A 16017-nucleotide genomic window follows, 5' to 3' on the forward strand; every position below is an offset into this window, starting at 1 on the left:
ATGATGAAGAGAATATGGATGTTGCAGGTTTTGATCCTTTTGGTGATCGCTAATGCAACTGCGCAGAAATTCAAGCTCAACGGTAAATTGGGAAAGAAGGCAGAAGGTCAGAAGCTGATGCTCTCCTGGCAAAAAGGAAATACCTATCATGCCGATTCAGCGATCGTCAAAAATGGTAAGTTCACCATTGCCGGTGAGCTGGTTGATCCGGTTAAGGGATATCTGAGGGTGGTCAAAGCTGATGCTGACGAACAGCAGGATACCGATAACGCAGAACTGTTCCTGGAACCAGGTAATATCACACTCATTGCTGTAAACGGGAGGCTGGGTTCCGCCACCATCAAAGGCGGTCCGGGACAATCAGACTTCATAGAATTGCAGAAGCGGTTGAGACCAGCCAATGATAAGGTGGCGCTGATCATTGATAGCATGGCGAGTGGCTTCGGGATAAATGAAGAAGTCATTCGGAGGTTCCAGAAATCGTATCATGATATTTATGCAGAAATGCGTGTAACGAAAGCTGCATTTGTGGCTGATTATCCCGATTCCTACCTGAGCCTTGATCTCGTAAGGGAACAGAGCGCCATTATCGAATATGAAAAATTCGGTCCGCTTTTCTATACACTCAGTGAGCGTCTCAGGAAAACGGCTTCGGCAAATGCCATGGAAGCAAGACTGGAGATCGCAAAAAAGACGGCCATCGGTCAGCCGGCCATGGACTTTGTTTTGAACGATACTACAGGAACTCCACTTTCTCTTTCTTCACTGAAAGGTAAATATGTACTGGTTGATTTCTGGGCCAGCTGGTGCGGGCCATGTCGCCAGGAAAATCCTTACCTGGTGAAGGCTTATGAAAAATTCAGCAACAGTGGATTCCAGATCCTTAGTGTTTCGATAGACACACAGAAACCAGCCTGGCTGAAAGCTATCCGTGAAGATGGCCTGAACTGGCTGCATGCAAGTGATCTGAAAGGAGGAAAGGGCGAAGTGGCCAGGATGTACGATATCAGGGCAGTGCCCCAGAATTTCCTGGTAGACCCCAATGGCGTGATCATCGCAAAGAATCTGCGATCACAACAACTGGAAGAAAAATTGAATGAAGTATTGAAATGATTTGCTCTTAAATTTGCACAAATTTGTTCCCATGCCTTCATTCGATATCGTCAGCAAGGTAGATGCCCAGATGCTGGACAATGCCGTTAATGTTGTAACCAAAGAAATCACCAACCGTTTCGATTTCAAGAATTCCCATGTGGTGATCGACCTCGATAAAAAAGAATATAAGATCAAGCTGGAAGCCGATGATGATATGAAGCTCCGGCAGATCATCGATGTGCTCATCAGCAGGGCGCACAAGCAGGGCATTGCTCCGCAGGCTTTCGACTTCAGCAAGGACTCTTATCATAGTGGCAAATACCAGAAACAGGAAGTGAGTGTAAGAAACGGACTGAAACAGGAAGATGCCAAGAAGATCGTGAAGCTGATCAAGGATTCAGGATTGAAAGTGCAGGCGAGCATCAATGATGATATGGTAAGGGTAACTGGTAAAAAGATCGATGATCTGCAGGAAGTGATCAAGCTCTGCAGGGAAGCTGATCTGGGTTTGGCGCTTCAGTACGAGAATATGCGTAGCTAGTACACCTTGTGCATAACCAGGTGCAGAACTGGTGCATACCGGAAGGCCCTGAAATTTGGAATGCGTAGTATCGGAAACGTATCTTTAGTATACAAAATCGCTGGAAGATTCAGTAAAATGAAAAAGAAAGCGGTTAACGAAAAGCATTGGTTCAAAAGTATATTAGCGAAAGCAAGTATATAACAGATCCAATGCTTTTCCATTTTACAGATCCCTCAATTTTTCCCGTCTTTTGTTTCTTTTATTCACTGATAATCATTATCTTGATCTAAATCAATATTTGCAGGATTTGCACCCGGAAATTGGAAAGACCGGGGAATAAATTTAATTTGGCAGAGCGCCTGCATAGAGCTAATTTTGCGGCTTTGCAAATTACAATTGTACGGCAAAATCCGTACAACCTTTTAAATCAAAAGTTTATGAAAAAGGAACTCCACCCCGGTAGTTACCGGTTTGTTATTTTTAAGGACATGTCAAATGGCGTAACATTTCTCAGCCGCTCTACCGCTCCGAGCAAGGAGACCCTGAAATGGGAAGATGGCAATGAGTATCCGCTGATCAAGCTTGAGATTTCTTCTACATCTCACCCTTTCTTCACCGGACAGAATGTACTGGTTGATACAGCAGGTAGAATTGACAAGTTCAAGAAGCGTTACGAAAAGAAAAAATAATCTTAATTTCAAGATAACATTTTTGTTTTTCATGGCTATACTTTCCCTTTCCTGTTCTCAGGAAGGGGATTTTTTTTGCCCCGTATCTTTTGCTCGTTACATTTGGGCGCCCAATATTGGCGAATAAATCATTCCATTCCCCGTATGCAGGTTTATCTGAATGAATCGGAAGTCCGGGATCAGCTGTTTCCTTTTTCGCAGGTCCGCTCCGTGCCCGACATCAGGGTTGGTATCCTTACCATTCGTGAGAAATGGGAAATGCTGCTGGGATATCCCGTGCAGCTGGCTGATTCAGCAAATGGAATCCCTGCAGGAGCACAGCTCATCGCCGCCAATATCATTCCTACAAAGGCTTTTGTGGCATCGCTCAAGACAAACCCGGCGGAACCCGACTGGGAATCGGTAAGGGTGTTACAATATCCCTGGCATATCTTTCAATTCAATGACTGGGCCATCAGAGAGGATTTTGAATTGATAACAGCCGACAGGAGTTCAACTCCTGTCCGGGATACTTCAGTTCAAGCCATCAATCCTTCACAGATCTTCATCGAGCCCGGCGCCAGGCTTCAGCACTGTATCCTCAATGCGGCTACTGGTCCCATTTATATCGGCCGCAATGCCGAGATCATGGAAGGCTCCCTGATCCGTGGGCCATTTGCATTGGGTGAAGATGGCGTAGTGAAGATGGGAGCGAAGATATACGGCGCTACAACTATTGGCCCCGGTTGCGTGGCAGGAGGAGAGATCAAGAACAGCGTAATGATGGGCTATTCCAACAAAGCGCACGATGGTTACCTGGGTGATGCAGTATTGGGTGAATGGTGCAATCTTGGCGCAGGTACCTCCAATTCCAATCTCAAGAACAATGCCTCCGATGTAAAAGTTTGGCATCAGCCTTCCAAGCAATACCTTGCCGCGGGCATCAAATGCGGATTGCTGATGGGCGATTATTCCCGTGCAGCCATCAACACATCTTTCTACACCGGCACAGTGGTGGGCATCTGCGCCAATGTATTTGGAGATGGTATTCCTCCCAGGTTCGTGCCCAGCTTTACCTGGGGCAATAAGGGACTGAGCAAATATGAATTCGAAAAAGCACTCACCGATATTGAGGTCTGGAAGAAATTCAAACACCAGCACCTCACGGAAGAGGAAATAAAACGATTGCGGACTATTTTTGAAGGATCATAACAGCGAACTCATTTAAAAACATCATAAGAACATGCGGAAAAAAATAGCTGCAGCTAACTGGAAAATGAACTGTACCTATCAGCAGGGAGAACAACTGCTGCAGGATATTCTCGGCGCCAACATCGCGCTGCAAGATCATCAACAGGCCATCTTTGCCGTTCCATTTCCTTACCTGATCATGGCCGGCGCCAAAGTGGAAGGGAAGAAAGGATACAGCATTTCAGCCCAAAACGTGTACAACAAAAAATCCGGGGCTTATACCGGTGAGGTTTCCGCGGAGATGCTTAAGTCCATCGATATCAAATACTGTCTGGTTGGGCATAGCGAACGCCGCGAATATTTCCAGGAAAGCAACCAGGCACTGGCTGAAAAACTCGATCTGCTGCTGGCCAATGGCATCACGCCCATCTTCTGTTGCGGCGAGCCCCTGGAGATCAGGGAAGCGGGTACACAGAACAGTTATGTTGCCAAACAACTGGAAGAGTCCCTGTTCCATCTCAGCGCTGAAGTGATCTCAACTATTGTGATCGCGTATGAGCCCATCTGGGCCATCGGAACCGGTAAAACTGCTACGGCAGCACAGGCACAGGAGATCCATGCTTACCTGCGCAGTGTACTGGCAGGAAAATACGGTGCAGCAGTTGCTGACGCTATCCCTGTATTGTACGGAGGAAGTGTGAAAGGAAATAATGCTGCTGAGCTCTTCGCCTGCCCCGATGTAGACGGTGGCCTTGTAGGAGGCGCTTCTCTCAATGCAGAAGAGTTTGCTACCATTATCAGGAGCCTGCCTTAGTGAAGAGATCAGGATAGCGTGTGTAGAAAACCTCAGCCCTGAACTGCAGGGAACATACATAAGCCGCTTCCTTCAACATGATATATTTTGATGGATCATCCCGGATTTGCGCAAGCTGGTCCGGGATTTCATTTATATGTTCATAACGCATCACACAGGCAGAGAATTCAGGAGAAAGACGCAGGTCTTTCGGAACGATGGCCGGCCTGGCAAAGCGGATCATATCACCCACATTGCCGGAAGATTTTGTTATTCCGTATTTTTCCTGCACGTCGTCGAAGATCACAGTTTCAACAACCGTAGGCGAAAAGATAAAATGCGACTCCTGCATTACCCTGTCGAATTCGGGTTGTTCCACTATTTCACTTTCATACCAGTACAGATTATTGTGCAAAGCTCTATAGGCTTTGGCTCTGCCCAATACCCGCGAACCATAAAGATTGGAGATGCCACCCAGCAGTGTGATTTTCACTTTTATATTTTGCTGATGGCAGGAATCCAGTAAGTTAAAAACGGCATCGTAATTCCTTCTCTTTTCATCTACCGTTCCCGGCACCACGATATGAATCTCATCTTCAATCGCGCCCGGCTGCCTGTATTGTGTTTCATCGAAAATGGCGCCCGGAATATTGCGTACAATTTTTCCTGCCGGGAGTTTGGAGCAAAGGGCGTCTTCAAGGGTACTGCTCAGCACGGTGAATTCATGCACAGCCCTGACCAGTCTCTTTTTTCCGTAATTCCTTACAAAACGACGCAGGGAACCATTGTTATGATATTCAAAATAATTGTTGATGTCATGAAGTGTGAGAATGGTCCTTACTCCCGGGAGTAACCGAACCATACGGGCATAGTGGATGAAGTTGTCTTCCACCGAGTCCAACAGCAGCATTTCAATGCCGGCGCTATCAATTTCATTCCTGATAACTCTTACAAAGTGTGCCTTCGACATGGCTTCAGGCCTGATCACCCAATTGAAACGCTGCTGTTCATCTTTCAACAGGTATTTCAATTGTTCCGCAGCGGGGACATAGCAGAAAACAGTGAGCTGGTTGTCCGGATGATTGAACAACCTGATCAGGGTATACGCCACTTCAAAATGAGTAGTTTCAAATATGCCTATGCGCATGAACGTTAGTGATGAATAATAAAATCCCTTTCCAATTAAACAAATGTAATCAATCCTGCCTGTAAAAGAATGCAAGCCTGCCATTGACGGGAATCGTGTATGTTTGTACCATTGGTCTCTTGCCAACAACCAAACTGAATACCATTGCCGAGTATCCGGAAAAATCTGGCCTATAATTTTCTGCTGTCTGCCAGCCAGGTACTATTGCCATTGGTGTCTATCCCATATTTGAGCAGGGTTTTGTCGCCGGAGGGCATTGGCCGGGTGAGCTTCATCGATTCCTTCACATATTATTTCCTTTTCATTGCCGAGTACGGGATCATTCTGTATGGCATCAGGGAAGTGGCTAAAAAGAAGCAGGATAAAGCTGCCCGTGATGTACTGGTGTCGGAACTGCTGGCGCTGCACCTGATCACTTCTTTGATGGCGACCATATTGTACGCAATAGCCGTGTACCTGTTGTGGGATAAGATCAGGGATATCCGGCTCCTGCTGTTTTCCATAAGCTACCTGCTGATCAACAGCTTTGCCTGTGAATGGTATTTTATGGGAATGGAGCGTTTCCGTTTTATCACCCTGAGATCATTGATAACGCGGCTGCTGGCGCTGGGCTCTCTTTTCATACTGGTGAAGGGAGGAGACGATTACTGGATCTATTACGGTATTATGGTGGTGGCGGCCATCGTCAACAGTCTCTGGAACAATCTTAACCTGTTCAGGGAGGTAAAGGTCTCTTTCAGGAATATCGATTGGAAAAAGCATCTTAAGTATACTCATATCACTAATGGGATTAACCTTGCCATGGGAGTAACATTGTTACTGGATAATGTGTTGCTGCGGCTGGTAAGCACAGCGGCAGTGGTGGGTATCTATGCACTATCCGCCAAAATACTCAGGATGGCTACATTGCTGATCACGGATTCCCTGCAGGTATTTTACCCAAGGATCGCTGCATTAAAGGGAGAGGGGAACGATGATAGAAAACAGGAAGTGATGCAGAAGAATCTGCAGTTCCTGGTCTTCTTTGCTGTTCCCATGTCTGCAGGTATTTGCCTGCTGGCCGGCCCGCTGGTGCGATTGCTATTCGGCGATGGATATACCGAAGCCATCCCAACGATCCGCATCTTGTCTTGTTTTCCACTTTTGCGCGGACTCAGCCTGTTTTTCTGCAACCAGGTGTTGATAGCGCATCACCAGGAGAAGAAAGCGTTCATCAGCCTGGCTATCGGCAATCTCTTATACATCCCTGTAATGCTATTGCTTTCCTTGCAATGGCAGTACAGGGGGGCGGCTGCTTCCCTGATTATTGGGGAGATCCTGGTATTATCTTTAGCCTATGTTTTAGCCTCCCGCACATTTCCCTTGCTGCGGTTGTTTGACAGAAAAACATTCTTCCAGTCTATTCTTTCCGCATCGCTCTTCATTCCAGTTTTCTATTTATTGAATGAGCTCCGGTTGCCGGATCTGATAGTTCTTCTTATCAGCATTCCCGCTTGTACCTTTTTCTATTTTATAATGCAGTTGTATGTTCTGCGCAATGAGTTTGCGCGCGCTATCCTTCAATGGGTCAGCAATAGTTTCATAAAAAAAGAAACTGGCAGTCCATCCGCATAAAATGCAAAAAGCCCTCCAAAGAGGGCTCTCACAATAATGTGTACCTGAAACTAGCCTTTCAGTTTTTCAATCAGTTCTACATATTCTTCCATGGCATTATCCTTGGACTTTCCTTTCAGGGCAGCCCAGGCTTCAAACTTGGCTTTCGATACAAAATCGAATGGATTGGAAGGCGGGTCCACGTTGATGTCCCCTTCGGTGGCCTGCTTGTAATAAGAGTACAATTGCAAAAGCGTGTCATTGCTGGGACGGTCAGTAAGGTTTTTGCTGTCTGCAACTGCTTGCTCGAAGCGGGATTTCAAATCCATAAAAATGTTGATTTGTTGCGAATGTAAGGAATTGTTCAGAATCTGTTCACCAATAGAGTACATGGGCACTGAACTTTCCTTTATTGCTGAGTTCCAGCGCAGGGGCGGGGATCTTGATCATATTCGCAACAAATAATACAGAACGCAGCCATTTTTTATTGGTGCGGATACGGGTAAGATCGATGTCAGGCGAAAGGAAGAAATGCCTGGTCCTTTCAAGTTGAGGATAGGTATAATCATTCCCATCGGGCCCTTTCCATTTGTTCTCTTCTCCGCCCAGCATTCCGCGTGCATTGTAACCCACGGCCAGGTTGAGCCATTTCGGAAGTCTGCTTTCAGGAATGAATGAATTGATATTGAAACTGACCCAGTAGGTCTGTGAATTATAATCTTTCAACAACCGCTCGTAGAGGGGTTTGCCAAAAAGCTGATTGCGCCTGTTCTTCATTTCCTGAGTGGAATAATCATAAGCCGTATAACCCAGTTTGATCTGGATCCTTTGTTCGTTCCATGCAAGGTCCTGGGCCAGGTAAGCAGCTGCGCCGGCAGCATTGGCCGCCATATCGCCCCAGCTGAAGCCCCATTCCGCGGAATAGCCATCCTGGATCTCGATGATACTTTGATAGGCTACAGCACTGAAGGCGCCAAGCCAGGCACTCTTTTTGCGACCCAGTCCCGTCCAATGCCAGGCTTCGGTGGACACCCTGCTTAACTGGTAGGCAGTCCAGGTGTGCCCGGCTTTATCCATTTGCTGCCATTCTTTGTTATCATTGAAAAAATGGAAATGGGTTTTCTCATATCCTTCGTACCAGGCTTTGTTGAGTGCAATGAAGGAGCCGGTCCATAATCCAACATGAGCGCCTGTAACCAGCCAGAGCCTGGGCTGTGAAACTGTGCGGACCGGTGCAGTGTTGAGGGAGGAAGTGGCAACAGTATCTCCGGAATGTCCGGACTGATACAAATCAACCTGAACTTCCTGCGCATGGAGGTGCACCAGGGGCAGCAACAGACATGCGATGAAGAGAAGGGGTTTTCTCCTGCGGCGCTGGGTCATAACATAAAAAATACGTTTGTAACACGAGGTTGTCAATCCATAAAATTCAATAACTTCAGACCTTCAACCCGTCATAGAACGTGCAAATTAAAAAGTTAGTATGGAAGCTAAGATCAAGGAAAATGTGAATGCCTGGCTGAATGGAAATTTTGATCAGGATACAAAAAATGAAATCAGGAGGCTGGAAGCGGAGAACCCCAATGAACTGGCCGATGCATTTTACCGGAACCTGGAATTCGGTACCGGCGGACTGCGCGGCATCATGGGCGTAGGCACCAACCGTATGAACAAATACACGGTGGGCATGAGTACACAGGGATATGCCAATTATCTTAAGCAAACATATCCCGGCGGTGATGTCCGTGTGGCCATTGCACATGATCCACGCAATAACAGCCGCAATTTCGCCGAGATCACCGCCAATGTGATGGCGGCCAACGGCATCAAAGTATTTCTCTTTGAATCCCTCAGGCCAACGCCTGAACTGAGTTTCACCATCCGAAAACTCGGTTGTCAGGGAGGCGTGGTTTGTACAGCTTCCCATAACCCGAAAGAATACAACGGATACAAAGCATACTGGAATGATGGCGGACAACTGGTACCACCGCATGATAAAAACGTTATACGGGAGGTAGACAAGATCGCTTCTGTTGACGATGTGAAATGGAGTGGTGGCGAAGCCAATATCCAGATCATCGGAAAGGAGATGGACGATGCCTATATCAAAATGGTAAAGGGCCTCAGTGTTTATCCTGAAGTGATTGCACAGCAACATGATCTGAAGATCGTGTATACTCCAATTCATGGTACAGGCATCATGCTGGTGCCGCAGGTATTGAGGGAGTTCGGTTTCACCAATGTTACGATAGTGGAAGAGCAGGCAAAGCCCGATGGCAATTTCCCTACCGTGGTATATCCGAATCCTGAAGAGTCCGAAGCCATGAGCATCGGTCTCAAAAAAGCAAAGGCACTGGACGCGGATATCCTGCTGGGTACCGATCCTGATGCTGACCGCGTTGGTATCGGCATCAAAGACAATAATGGCAACTGGGTGCTCATGAATGGCAACCAGACTGCCGTACTCGCTTTCAACTACCTGCTGGAAGCACGACGTACTAAAGGTGTGGCACAACCGAACGACATGGTGGTGAAGACCATCGTTACCACAGATATGATCGACAGGATCGCGGCCCATTACAATGTTGCCTGTTACAATGTGCTCACCGGCTTCAAATGGATCGCTGAACTGATCAAGGAAAAAGAAGGAAAAGAGAATTATGTAATTGGCGGTGAAGAAAGTTATGGATTGATGATTGGCGACCAGCTCAGGGATAAAGACGCCGTAAGCGCAGTAGCCCTGCTTTGCGAAATGGCTGCTTACGAAAAAGCGAAAGGACGCAGCCTCTACGATAAACTGCTTGACCTCTACATTCAGTTCGGTTATTTCCAGGAACACCTGATCTCCATCACAAAGAAGGGGATGAACGGACAACAGGAGATTGCCGGTATGATGGAGCAGTATCGTAAAACACCGCCTGCATCACTGAACAATACACCTGTGGTACAGTTATTGGATTACCAGCTGAAACGCGGACGCAATCTGCAAACAGGAGAGGAGTGGGATATCAGTTTGCCCGGCTCCAATGTATTGCAGTTCATCCTGGCCGATGGAAGCAAGATCTCTGCCCGCCCCAGCGGAACAGAGCCCAAAATAAAATTCTATTTCAGCGTGAATACGCAACTCAGCAATGCCAACGGGTTTCCTGAAGCGCAGGCTGCAGCAAAAAGCAAGATCGACGGGATCATTCAAGGCCTGTCTTTATAAAAACCAATAAAAAAAACAACTACAATGAAGAGATTATTTTCATGCTTACTTGTGACAATGGTTTTGATGAGTGTGGGTACAGGCTCTCAGGCTCAGACCAAGATTGGATATATCAGCCTGCAGGAACTGATAGTTGCCATGCCTGAATACAAAAAGGCCAATGGCGATATGCAGGAGCATCAGAAAGCTTTGCAGGAGCAGGCAAACGATTACCAGGTGGAATTCCAGCGGAAAGACAGCATTTTCAATGTTGACTCAGTCAAATGGACGCCGGCTATGCGTGAGATAAAAAGAAAGGAACTGAACGAACTATATATCAAGATCGTGAACTTCAACCAGACCGCACAGCAGTCCATGCAGAAGAAAGAGCAGGAATTGCTGGAGCCCATTCAGCAAAAAGCCGTGCAAACCACACAGGCTGTTGCCAAGGAGAACGGGTATGCCTATATTCTCAGCAAAGAGCAACTGATCGCTTTCCCTGCTGCCGATGACATACTACCGCTTGTGGCAAAGAAACTGGGGATCAACCTGAGCGCTGCGCCGCCGCCGGCAGGTGCACCAGGTGGGGTAAGAAGACCGTAACAGGGATATAAATTTATAATGGAGAAGCCGTTCTGTACAGAGCGGCTTTTTCTTTTTTGAACAGTGGGACCACTCACCGGGCACAGGATTTGAAGCCATTCCACAAAACAGCATCATGGAAAAGAGGATTCTTGGAATTTTTTTCTCCCTGCTGGGAACCGTTGGACTGATCCTGGCAGCAGCCAATTTCGTAAGTGGCGCCAGTAAGACCAAAGACATAAAGCTGATGGCCATTTATGCTATACTGGGACTGGTATTCTTTATCGCAGGCATCGGGTTGATCAGAAATACGAAGGACAGGCCTTCCTGAAAATACCGGCTCAATGCAGGAACATTCAGCTATATCTTCCTAAAAGACAGTTCGCTCATCCTCGGTTATGAACAGGCAGATGCACTGAAATATTTTCTCTCAAAGCCTGAATGGCCCAAATAAAAAAGTGACCGCCAGATGGCAATCACTCTTCTACTAAAATATCGATAACAATTATTCTATCGTTCTTTCACTGATCTTTCCAGTAGTCTTGTTTTTCAGGATCAGTTTTTTTGCACCGTAATGCGTTACTTCTTCTTTCACCAGGTAATGGTCTTTATCAAATTCCACCAGGTGACTGTCTTTTGTAACGCCGGTCTTGCCACGCCAGATGTCGAGCTTCACCGGTTCCCATTGTTTCGATTTGGCGGAGCGGTAGGCTGCATCCAGTATACAGTTCACCACATAACCATCATAGAAGGTTTCTTTGGGAGATGAGCCGTTTTCCATGGCGTTGAACATATCCATGAACATATGGTTGTAACCGAGCTCATTCAGTTCATCACCTACCGGGAACAACCAACCGCTGTTGCTTTCAGCTTTTTCAGCAACATAGTCGGCGCCTTTGCCGGTGGTGAACATATCGAAACCGGTACGGAGGAAACTATTGATCCAGATAGTGCCTTCAGTGCCCATCACTTCATCACGAAGATCGAGGCCACCACGGAAGGTCCAACTGACTTCGAATTGTCCGATAGCGCCGTTCTCATATTTTACCAGACCGATAGCATGGTCTTCCGCATCGATGGGTTTCACCTGCGTGTCGGCCCAGCACATCACTTCAACCGGTTTGATGTCTTTACCAATATAGCTGCGGCTGATCTCCACGCAATGACAACCGAGGTCGAGGATGCAACCACCGCCGGCCAGCTCCATGTCCCAGAACCAGTCGCTATGCGGCCCGGGATGCGTTTCCCGGCTCTTGGCCCAGAGGATGCGGCCCAAAGCCCCGTTCTGCACGGATTCCAGCGCTTTGATGAATTTGGGCGTATAAACAAGGTCTTCCAGGTATCCGTTGAAGATGCCTGCTTTCTCCACTGCTTCCAGCATACGCCTCGCTTCCTCACCATTACGGCCAAGTGGTTTGGTGGTGATCACCGCTTTCTGGTGTTTGCAACAAAGCATCACAGCTTCTTCGTGCATATGATTCGGCAATGAAATACAAACCACATCCACTTCCGGACGGGCGATGGCTTCTTCCAGATTGGTAGTATAAAAACCAACATTGTAATCGTCTGCAAACTTCTTTGCACTTTCCTTTCTGCGGGAATAGATGCTAACGATCTTGTCCCTGCTTCTGTATCCTTGAATCGAATCCGCATAGAAGCGTCCGATAAACCCGGAACCGAGCATCGCAATTCTTTTCATAATGTTTGTTCGTATTAGGTTCTTGAAGTATTCTGTTATGCCTTCTCAGCAAGCTGTTTTTTCTCGCGGAAGAAGAGAATGAAATAGATCAGCACTGCAATAGCAATGTAAGCAGGAACGAACCAGATACTCTTCCAGTCGTGCCCGCCTTCGGTTGCATAACTGTTGGTTACATATCCTGAGAACTTCGTGCCGATTACCATACCGAGGCCATAAGTAGCAAAGGTGAAAAGCCCCTGAGCAGCGCTCTTGATTTTTTCTCCTGCTTTCTTTTCGGTATACATATATCCGGTAACGAAGAAGAAGTCATAACATACGCCATGCAGGATGATGCCCGCATACAACAACCAGGTGCCTGTACCGGCATCGCCATAAGCAAAAGCCACATAACGCAGGATCCACGCCAGCATTCCGATGATGAGCATATTCTTTACACCGATCCTGTTAAAGAGGAAAGGAATGGCCAGAATGAAAAGCCCTTCGGAGAACTGACCGATGATCATTTTACTGGCAGGTTTATCCATCCCCACTTCATTCAGGAATGGATTGGCAAATCCATAGTAGAAGGAGAGCGGGATGCAGATCAGAATGGCAGCAATGAAGAAGACCAGGTAAGATTTATTTTTCAACAGAGCGAAAGCTTCTACTCCAAGCGCTTTGGATGCAGAACCAGTTGCATCTCTTTTAGGAGGCGTATTGGGTAAAATGAAACTGTACAAACCCAAAACAACCGAAGCGCCTGCAGCGATCAGGAAAGTAGTGGAGGTTTTTTCGATCTGCAATTGTCCAACCAGAAAACCGGCTACGATCCAGCCGATCGTACCAAATACCCTGATCCAGGGGAATTGTTTGCCGGGATCGCTCATGTGCTGGAAGGCGATGCTATTACTGAGTGCGATAGTAGGCATGTAAAGAATGGAATACAATAATACCACCCAGAAGAATACGTCTGCGTCCGTCACCATTGTGGACAGATAAAGTATTACAGCGCCACCCAGGTGAAGCAGGCCCATCATTTTTTGAGCAGCGAAGTACCGGTCTGCGATCATTCCCACAAAAAAGGGAGAGATCATGGTGGCAATGGCCAGCGCCATATAAGCATCGCCAATTTTTTTATCGATTCCAGCTGTTTGCATATGCTCTCCCATATAAGTTCCGAGCGTAACATACCAGGCGCACCAGATAAAGTACTGGAGGAACATCATAATGGCAAGCGAAATCCCCGTGTTAGTTTTCATCAGTCTGTATTGGTTTAGTAGAAGTTATGTTTGATTAAGAGGGAAATTTACAAAACAATTTGATAGTGGCGTCAGTACACAGTGAAAAACTCTTCCACATTACGAATAATATTACGGGGATAAATAATGCATGCTATAACGACTGCCGGCACCCTGCACAAATTTTTCATGCTGCTTGATCCAAATTCCTATATTTGTATAAGTGCTTATACAATTATCTATGAACTTTTACGAATCACTCGGATTTCTTGTGCTGGGCAGCCGCCTCCGCCGCCTCAGTGAAACATTTCTGGCAGACGTGAACAGGGTTTACGCTGAACATCAACTGAAGTTCGACGCCAGCTGGTTTCCCGTTTTCTATATTCTCAGTAAACAGAAACAGGTTTCCATCCGCTATATAGCCGATGAACTGGCCGTTTCCCATTCCGCCATCAGCCAGCTCGTGAGCAGCCTGCAGGATAAAGGTCTGGTGAAGACCACAGCCTCAGCAGATGATGGTAGAAAGAAGGTAGTCACCTTTACTGCAAAAGGATTAAAACTTCAGCAACAGATAGAGCCTGTTTGGAGCGCCCTGAGCAAAGCCATGGAAGAACTGGCGAAGGAAGGTAACCACAGCAAACATTTCCTCAAGGCCATTGGCGAATTCGAATCAGGACTGTCATCTGCTTCACTTTTCGAAAGAGTGGAAAAACATCTCGATCAATAATCTTACAAATCCAAATACATGAACGAGTTTCAATACGGCATCGATCAACTCACCGTCAGCAGCGCCCTTGCCATTGCTTCCGGCAGTCTGAAAGGCGTGCTGGGAAAAGCTTCCCGAGAGAAGGTGCTAAGCAGCCAGCAGCATGTGCAGGAGATCGTGAACACCAACCGCACAGTTTATGGCGTGAACACAGGTTTCGGCATTCTCGCATCCGCCAGCATCTCCGATGAAGACACCAGGCTGCTGCAGCATAAGATCCTGCAAAGCCATAGTGTAGGCGTAGGCGATCCCATTCCAACTGAGGTAGCCAGGATCATGCTCATCACCAAGATGCAGGCATTGGCGCAGGGTTTTTCAGGTGTACAACTGGAAACACTGGAACGCATCAACTGGCATATCGAAAACGATGTGATCCCCGTAGTACCGGAAAAGGGTAGTGTGGGCGCATCGGGAGATCTTGCTCCTTTATCGCATTTGTTCCTGCCGCTGATTGGACTGGGGGAAGTGTTTTACAAAGGAGAACGCCTGCCTTCACAGAAAGTATTGCAGCAATTCAACATGCATGCCATTCAGCTGGGACCGAAAGAAGGACTGGCGCTGATCAACGGAACACAATTCATTTTGTCGTTTGCTGTGAAAGCCGTGCAACGTATGCACAATTGCCTGGAAGCTGCCGATATCATCGGAGCGATGAGCCTCGAAGCCCTCACCGGCACCAAAGCCCCGTTTGATGAACGACTGCACCAGCTGCGTCCATATGCAGGCAGCAAACTGGTAGCGCAAAGACTTCGTTTATTATTACATGATTCCAATATTATGCAAAGCCATATGGACTGTGGACGTGTGCAGGACCCATACAGCCTGCGTTGCATGCCACAGGTACATGGCGCCAGCCGCAATGCCTGGCTGCACCTGAAAGAACTCACCGAGATCGAGCTCAACTCAGTTACAGACAATCCTATCATTCTTGCTGCAGACGATACTATCAGTGGTGGTAACTTCCATGGACAACCGATGGCGCTTCCTCTCGACTATGCCTGCTTTGCAGCAGCGGAGATAGGTAATATTGCCGACCGCCGTTGTTATCTTTTGCTGGAAGGAAAATGGGGACTGCCCATGCTGCTGATGAAGAATGTAGGGCTCAACAGCGGCTTCATGATCCCGCAATATACCACTGCTGCACTGGTAACAGAGAACAAAACGCTTTGCTTTCCCGCCAGCGCCGATTCCATTCCCACTTCACTTGGTCAGGAAGACCATGTGAGCATGGGCAGCATCAGCGGCCGCAAGCTGAATAAAGTGATCGATAACCTGGAATACATTTTGGCCATCGAACTGCTCAGCGCCTGCCAGGCCATCGAGTTCCGCCGCCCGCTCAAAAGCAGCGCCATCCTGGAATTTGCGCATGACTATGTACGTAAGTATGTGTCCTTTGCAGAAGAAGACAGGATCTTCGCCAATGATATCAACCAGATCCGCGAGATCATCCATGATTTCTCTTTCGTGGGCCAGGTGAACAGTTTTGCCAGTGCCGGTAAATCCATGCTCAATGAAGGATACGAACAATTTGAACTGACATCATCATCCAACTAAAA

16 protein-coding genes are annotated in these 16017 nt (G+C 47.2%); 11 read left to right on the forward strand and 5 right to left on the reverse strand.

The genetic code is table 11. The features are described from left to right. From FSB84_RS22180 to tpiA, 5 genes are all read left to right on the forward strand, one after another. Window positions 1-1113, forward strand: coding sequence for a TlpA disulfide reductase family protein (locus FSB84_RS22180; RefSeq protein ID WP_130540051.1), 1113 nt, complete (start codon window positions 1-3; stop codon window positions 1111-1113). Window positions 1114-1144: 31 nt separating this feature from the next. Further along, a complete protein-coding gene (locus FSB84_RS22185) occupies window positions 1145-1636 on the forward strand; it encodes a YajQ family cyclic di-GMP-binding protein (RefSeq protein ID WP_130540052.1) in 492 nt (163 codons plus the stop codon). Between the two features lie 419 nt (window positions 1637-2055). Beyond that, window positions 2056-2307 carry a type B 50S ribosomal protein L31 gene (locus FSB84_RS22190; protein ID WP_130540053.1) on the forward strand — a complete coding sequence of 84 codons (252 nt, stop codon included), beginning with the start codon at window positions 2056-2058 and terminating at the stop codon, window positions 2305-2307. 144 nt (window positions 2308-2451) lie between these two features. Beyond that, window positions 2452-3498, forward strand: a complete 1047-nt coding sequence (locus tag FSB84_RS22195) for a putative sugar nucleotidyl transferase (RefSeq protein WP_130540054.1) — start codon at window positions 2452-2454, stop codon at window positions 3496-3498. 31 nt (window positions 3499-3529) lie between these two features. Next, window positions 3530-4291 (forward strand): triose-phosphate isomerase, encoded by a 762-nt coding sequence (tpiA, locus tag FSB84_RS22200; RefSeq protein WP_130540055.1) that lies wholly within the window; start codon window positions 3530-3532, stop codon window positions 4289-4291. Here tpiA and FSB84_RS22205 read toward each other — a convergent pair. Next, a complete protein-coding gene (locus FSB84_RS22205) occupies window positions 4275-5417 on the reverse strand; it encodes a glycosyltransferase family protein (RefSeq protein ID WP_130540056.1) in 1143 nt (380 codons plus the stop codon). The two genes, tpiA and FSB84_RS22205, sit on opposite strands and share 17 nt — an antisense overlap. Before the next feature lie 144 nt (window positions 5418-5561). Here FSB84_RS22205 and FSB84_RS22210 point away from each other — a divergent pair, with 144 nt between their 5' ends. Continuing rightward, window positions 5562-7031, forward strand: coding sequence for an oligosaccharide flippase family protein (locus FSB84_RS22210; RefSeq protein WP_158644062.1), 1470 nt, complete (start codon window positions 5562-5564; stop codon window positions 7029-7031). A gap of 50 nt (window positions 7032-7081) precedes the next feature. Here the strand turns inward: FSB84_RS22210 and FSB84_RS22215 are convergent, their stop codons facing one another. Together FSB84_RS22215 and FSB84_RS22220 are read right to left on the reverse strand one after the other, a co-directional pair. Then, window positions 7082-7339: an acyl-CoA-binding protein gene (locus FSB84_RS22215; protein ID WP_130540058.1), complete on the reverse strand. Its 258-nt coding sequence runs from the start codon at window positions 7337-7339 to the stop codon at window positions 7082-7084. Between the two features lie 46 nt (window positions 7340-7385). Next, window positions 7386-8393 carry a DUF2279 domain-containing protein gene (locus FSB84_RS22220; protein WP_130540059.1) on the reverse strand — a complete coding sequence of 336 codons (1008 nt, stop codon included), beginning with the start codon at window positions 8391-8393 and terminating at the stop codon, window positions 7386-7388. A gap of 100 nt (window positions 8394-8493) precedes the next feature. On the opposite strand from FSB84_RS22220, the gene FSB84_RS22225 reads away from it, so the two are divergent. The 3 genes from FSB84_RS22225 (at window position 8494) to FSB84_RS22235 (ending at window position 11110) form a co-directional block, all read left to right on the forward strand. Then, complete coding sequence (locus tag FSB84_RS22225) at window positions 8494-10218, forward strand: phospho-sugar mutase (RefSeq protein ID WP_130540060.1); 1725 nt, start codon at window positions 8494-8496, stop codon at window positions 10216-10218. Between the two features lie 24 nt (window positions 10219-10242). After that, window positions 10243-10800, forward strand: a complete 558-nt coding sequence (locus tag FSB84_RS22230) for an OmpH family outer membrane protein (protein WP_130540061.1) — start codon at window positions 10243-10245, stop codon at window positions 10798-10800. A gap of 115 nt (window positions 10801-10915) precedes the next feature. Beyond that, on the forward strand, window positions 10916-11110 hold the full coding sequence (locus tag FSB84_RS22235; RefSeq protein WP_130540062.1) for a hypothetical protein: 195 nt from the start codon (window positions 10916-10918) through the stop codon (window positions 11108-11110). A 174-nt stretch (window positions 11111-11284) separates the two neighbouring features. Here FSB84_RS22235 and FSB84_RS22240 read toward each other — a convergent pair whose 3' ends face one another. Continuing rightward, window positions 11285-12478: a Gfo/Idh/MocA family protein gene (locus FSB84_RS22240; RefSeq protein ID WP_130540063.1), complete on the reverse strand. Its 1194-nt coding sequence runs from the start codon at window positions 12476-12478 to the stop codon at window positions 11285-11287. Between the two features lie 35 nt (window positions 12479-12513). Further along, window positions 12514-13716 (reverse strand): nucleoside permease, encoded by a 1203-nt coding sequence (locus tag FSB84_RS22245; protein WP_130540064.1) that lies wholly within the window; start codon window positions 13714-13716, stop codon window positions 12514-12516. Window positions 13717-13936: 220 nt separating this feature from the next. Here FSB84_RS22245 and FSB84_RS22250 point away from each other — a divergent pair, with 220 nt between their 5' ends. Both FSB84_RS22250 and hutH read left to right on the forward strand, forming a co-directional pair. Further along, complete coding sequence (locus tag FSB84_RS22250) at window positions 13937-14422, forward strand: MarR family winged helix-turn-helix transcriptional regulator (protein WP_130540065.1); 486 nt, start codon at window positions 13937-13939, stop codon at window positions 14420-14422. An 18-nt stretch (window positions 14423-14440) separates the two neighbouring features. Further along, window positions 14441-16015, forward strand: a complete 1575-nt coding sequence (gene hutH / locus FSB84_RS22255) for a histidine ammonia-lyase (protein WP_130540066.1) — start codon at window positions 14441-14443, stop codon at window positions 16013-16015. Window positions 16016-16017: the final 2 nt, after the last annotated feature.

Source organism: Pseudobacter ginsenosidimutans (assembly GCF_007970185.1).
Taxonomy (GTDB): domain Bacteria; phylum Bacteroidota; class Bacteroidia; order Chitinophagales; family Chitinophagaceae; genus Pseudobacter; species Pseudobacter ginsenosidimutans.

What these genes read in the sequence shown, in the direction of transcription:
- FSB84_RS22195 (WP_130540054.1), top strand. Translation starts at nt 2,452, where the DNA reads ATGCAGGTTTATCTGAATGAATCGGAAGTCCGGGATCAGCTGTTTCCT.
- FSB84_RS22240 (WP_130540063.1), bottom strand. Translation starts at nt 12,478, where the DNA reads ATGAAAAGAATTGCGATGCTCGGTTCCGGGTTTATCGGACGCTTCTAT.
- FSB84_RS22245 (WP_130540064.1), bottom strand. Translation starts at nt 13,716, where the DNA reads ATGAAAACTAACACGGGGATTTCGCTTGCCATTATGATGTTCCTCCAG.
- FSB84_RS22180 (WP_130540051.1), top strand. Translation starts at nt 1, where the DNA reads ATGATGAAGAGAATATGGATGTTGCAGGTTTTGATCCTTTTGGTGATC.
- FSB84_RS22235 (WP_130540062.1), top strand. Translation starts at nt 10,916, where the DNA reads ATGGAAAAGAGGATTCTTGGAATTTTTTTCTCCCTGCTGGGAACCGTT.
- tpiA (WP_130540055.1), top strand. Translation starts at nt 3,530, where the DNA reads ATGCGGAAAAAAATAGCTGCAGCTAACTGGAAAATGAACTGTACCTAT.
- FSB84_RS22190 (WP_130540053.1), top strand. Translation starts at nt 2,056, where the DNA reads ATGAAAAAGGAACTCCACCCCGGTAGTTACCGGTTTGTTATTTTTAAG.
- FSB84_RS22185 (WP_130540052.1), top strand. Translation starts at nt 1,145, where the DNA reads ATGCCTTCATTCGATATCGTCAGCAAGGTAGATGCCCAGATGCTGGAC.
- FSB84_RS22205 (WP_130540056.1), bottom strand. Translation starts at nt 5,417, where the DNA reads ATGCGCATAGGCATATTTGAAACTACTCATTTTGAAGTGGCGTATACC.
- hutH (WP_130540066.1), top strand. Translation starts at nt 14,441, where the DNA reads ATGAACGAGTTTCAATACGGCATCGATCAACTCACCGTCAGCAGCGCC.
- FSB84_RS22215 (WP_130540058.1), bottom strand. Translation starts at nt 7,339, where the DNA reads ATGGATTTGAAATCCCGCTTCGAGCAAGCAGTTGCAGACAGCAAAAAC.
- FSB84_RS22230 (WP_130540061.1), top strand. Translation starts at nt 10,243, where the DNA reads ATGAAGAGATTATTTTCATGCTTACTTGTGACAATGGTTTTGATGAGT.
- FSB84_RS22250 (WP_130540065.1), top strand. Translation starts at nt 13,937, where the DNA reads ATGAACTTTTACGAATCACTCGGATTTCTTGTGCTGGGCAGCCGCCTC.
- FSB84_RS22220 (WP_130540059.1), bottom strand. Translation starts at nt 8,393, where the DNA reads ATGACCCAGCGCCGCAGGAGAAAACCCCTTCTCTTCATCGCATGTCTG.
- FSB84_RS22225 (WP_130540060.1), top strand. Translation starts at nt 8,494, where the DNA reads ATGGAAGCTAAGATCAAGGAAAATGTGAATGCCTGGCTGAATGGAAAT.